This window comes from Streptomyces phytophilus, assembly GCF_013870535.1.
GTDB classification, from domain to species: Bacteria; Actinomycetota; Actinomycetes; order Streptomycetales; family Streptomycetaceae; genus Streptomyces; species Streptomyces phytophilus.
Map to the genome: position 1 here is coordinate 1 of NZ_JACBXC010000573.1, position 3,785 is coordinate 3,785.

Sequence of the window (3,785 nt, forward strand, 5' to 3'; positions counted from 1 at the left end):
CGTACACGAGGGCGGCCCGGTTCTCCGGGATCAGCCGCGCCTTGGCGACGGCCTGCACCTCCTCGGCACTCACGCCGAGGATCCGCTCGACCGCGCCGAGCGCGAGCTTGGGGTCGCCGAAGAGGACCGCGTAGCGGCAGAACTCGTCCGCCCGGCCGCCGACGGTCGCCAGCCGGTCCAGCCACTCGCGCTCCAGCTGCGCCTGCGCGCGCTCCATCTCCTCGGGCGTCGGCCCCTGTTCGGCGAAGCGGGCCAGCTCCTCGTCGACCGCGTTCTCGATGGCGGGCACCTCGACGCCGCCGGACGCCTTGACGTCCAGCCAGCCGAGCGACGGCGCGCCGGCGAGCCGCAGCATCCCGAACCCGGCCGCCACGGCGCGCCGGTCGCGGCGCACCAGGCGGTTGTAGAGCCGGGAGGACTCGCCGCCGCCGAGCACGGTCAGGGCCAGGTCCGCGGCGTCGGCCTCGCGGGTGCCGTCCTCCGGCAGCCGGTACGAGGCCATCAGCGCCCGCGACGGCACCTCTTCGGCGAGCGGCACGCGCTGCGCGCCGCCGAGGGTGTCGGGCAGCGAGCCGTCGCGCGGGGGCTGCTTGCCCTCGTGCGCGGGGATGGAGCCGAAGTACCGCTGGACCCAGGCGAGCGTCTGCGCGGGGTCGATGTCGCCGACGACGGAGAGCACCGCGTTGCTCGGCGAGTAGTACGTGCGGAAGAACTCCTGGCAGTCCGCGAGCGAGGTGGCGTCCAGGTCGGCCATCGAGCCGATCGGCGTGTGGTGGTACGGGTGCCCGTCGGGGTACGTCATCGCGGCGAGCTTCTCGAACGCCGTGCCGTACGGGACGTTGTCGTACCGCTGCCGGCGCTCGTTCTTCACCACGTCGCGCTGGTTGTCCAGGCTCTCCTCGGTGAGCGCGGTGAGCAGCGAGCCCATCCGGTCGGCCTCCAGCCACAGCGCCAGTTCGAGCTGGTGGGCCGGCATGGTCTCGAAGTAGTTGGTGCGCTCGAAGCTCGTGGTGCCGTTGAGCGAGCCGCCGGCGGACTGCACCAGCTCGAAGTGGCCGTTGCCGGAGACCTGCGCCGAGCCCTGGAACATGAGGTGCTCGAAGAGGTGGGCGAGGCCGGTGCGGCCGGCCACCTCGTGGCGCGAGCCCACGTCGTACCAGATGCACACCGAGGCGACGGGCGTGAGATGGTCCTCGGAGAGGACGACCCGCAGCCCGTTGTCCAAGCGGTGTTCTTCCAGTGTCAGTCCGCCTGAGTTGGCCTGCGGGGTGGCCGTCTGACCCATGGGCATGGAGTCCCTTCGATCGCTGCTGTACGCGGGACACCGGACGTCCGGTGTCGCGCCCCCACTGTATGCCGGGGGCCGTGCGCCGGGTCGTGGTCGGCGTTGTCGGCGCGTGGGTCCACAATGGGGGCGCACGCCGACCGCCCGTGAACGAGCCGATGAGGAGCAGCAGCCGAGATGGCCCGCCGCAGAAGCAGTGCCCCGCCGCCAGAGGAGTTCGAAGAGCGGATCCTCGACGTCGACGTCGTGGACGAGATGCAGGGCTCCTTCCTTGAATACGCGTACTCGGTCATCTACTCCCGCGCGCTCCCCGACGCCCGCGACGGCCTGAAGCCCGTCCACCGCCGCATCCTGCACCAGATGAACGAGATGGGCCTGCGCCCCGAGCGGTCGTACGTGAAGTGCGCGCGCGTCGTCGGCGAGGTGATGGGCCGGCTGCACCCGCACGGCGACTCCGCCATCTACGACGCGCTGGTGCGCATGGCGCAGCCGTTCTCGATGCGGCTGCCGCTGGTCGACGGCCACGGCAACTTCGGCTCCCTCGGCAACGACGACCCGCCCGCGGCCATGCGGTACACGGAGTGCCGCCCCGCGCCCGCCGCCACGCTCATGGTGGAGTCGATCGACGAGGACACCGTCGACTTCGCCCCCAACTACGACGGCAGCGAGCAGGAGCCCGTCGCCCTGCCGTCCGCCTTCCCCAACCTGCTGGTGAACGGCGCCTCGGGGATCGCGGTCGGCATGGCGACCAACATGCCGCCGCACAACCTCGGTGAGGTCGTCGCCGCCGCGCGGCACCTGATCCGGCACCCGGGCGCCGACCTGGAGACCCTGATGCGGTACGTGCCGGGTCCCGATCTGCCCACCGGCGGCCGGGTCGTCGGCCTCGACGGCATCCGGGACGCGTACGAGACGGGCCGCGGCAGCTTCAAGATCCGCGCCACCGCGACGGTGGAGCAGGTCTCGGCGCGCCGCAAGGGCATCGTCGTCACCGAGCTGCCCTTCACCGTCGGCCCGGAGAAGGTCCGCGCCAAGGTCAAGGACCTCATCGGGGCGAAGCGGCTGCAGGGCATCGCCGACCTGAAGGACCTCACCGACCGCGCGCACGGCCTGCGGCTGGTCTTCGAGATCAAGAACGGCTTCCACCCCGAGGCCGTGCTGGAGCAGTTGTACAAGCTGACGCCGATGGAGGAGACCTTCGGCATCAACAACGTCGCGCTCGTCGACGGCCAGCCGCTCACGCTGGGTCTGAAGGAGCTGCTGGAGGTCTTCCTCGACCACCGCTTCACGGTGGTGCGGCGCCGCAGCGAGTTCCGCCGCACCAAGCGCCGCGACCGGCTGCACCTGGTGGAGGGCCTGCTCGTCGCGCTGCTCGACATCGACGAGGTCATCCGCATCATCCGGGCCAGCGAGAACGCCGCGCAGGCCAAGGAGCGGCTGATCGGCCACTTCTCGCTCTCCGAGATCCAGACGCAGTACATCCTGGACACGCCGCTGCGCCGGCTGACGAAGTTCGACCGGCTGGAGCTGGAGTCCGAGCGGGACCGGCTGACGGCGGAGATCGCCGAGCTGACGCGGATCCTGGAGTCGGACGCGGAGCTGCGCAAGCTGGTGTCCGGGGAGCTGTCGGCGGTGGCGAAGAAGTACGGCAGCGAGCGCCGCACGGTGCTGCTGGAGGCCGGCGGGGCGCCGGCCGCGGCGGTGCCGCTGGAGATGTCCGACGACCCGTGCCGGGTGCTGATGTCGTCCACGGGGCTGCTGGCCCGTACCGCCAACGGCGACCCCTTCGGCGAGCCGGCGCCCGCGAAGCGCGTCAAGCACGACGTGATCGTCTCCGCCGTGCCGACGACGTCGCGGGCGCACATCGGGGCGGTGACCTCGGAGGGCCGGCTGCTGCGGGTGTCGGTGATCGACCTGCCGGTGCTGCCGGAGACCGCGGCCCGGCCCAGCCTGGCCGGGGGCGCGGCGGTGTCGGAGTTCCTGACGCTGGCGGACGGCGAGACGGTCGTCTGCCTCACCACGCTCGACGAGTCCTCCCCCGGCCTGGCGCTCGGCACCGAGCAGGGCGTGGTCAAGCGGGTGGTGCCGGACTACCCGTCGAACAAGGAGGAGTTGGAGGTCGTCACGCTCAAGGACGGCGACCGGATCGTCGGCGCGGCGGAGCTGCGTACCGGCGAGGAGGACCTCGTGTTCGTCACCAGCGACGCGCAGTTGCTGCGCTATCCCGCGGGGCAGGTGCGGCCGCAGGGCCGGCCGGCGGGCGGCATGGCGGGCGTGAAGCTGGCGTCGGGGGCGAAGGTCGTCGCGTTCCACGTGGTCGACCCCGCCGCGGAGGCGGCGGTGCTGACGGTCGCGGGCTCCACCGGAGCACTGGACGGTGCGTGGGTGCAGACGGCGAAGCTGACGCCGTTCGACCAGTACCCGCGGAAGGGCCGGGCGACGGGCGGCGTGCGCTGCCAGCGGTTCCTGAAGGGCGAGGACTGCCTGACGTTCGCCTGGG

At 72.0% G+C, this 3,785-nt stretch carries 2 protein-coding genes; one reads left to right on the forward strand and one right to left on the reverse strand.

Features of this window, described 5'->3' with window-relative positions:
* Positions 1-1,285, reverse strand: a 1,285-nt coding sequence (locus tag H5J30_RS21510) for a M16 family metallopeptidase (protein ID WP_181789027.1), incomplete at its 3' end; no start/stop codon positions are given.
* 177 nt (positions 1,286-1,462) lie between these two features.
* Here H5J30_RS21510 and H5J30_RS21515 point away from each other — a divergent pair.
* The coding region (locus H5J30_RS21515; protein WP_181789028.1) for a DNA gyrase/topoisomerase IV subunit A at positions 1,463-3,785 on the forward strand (2,323 nt) is incomplete at its 3' end.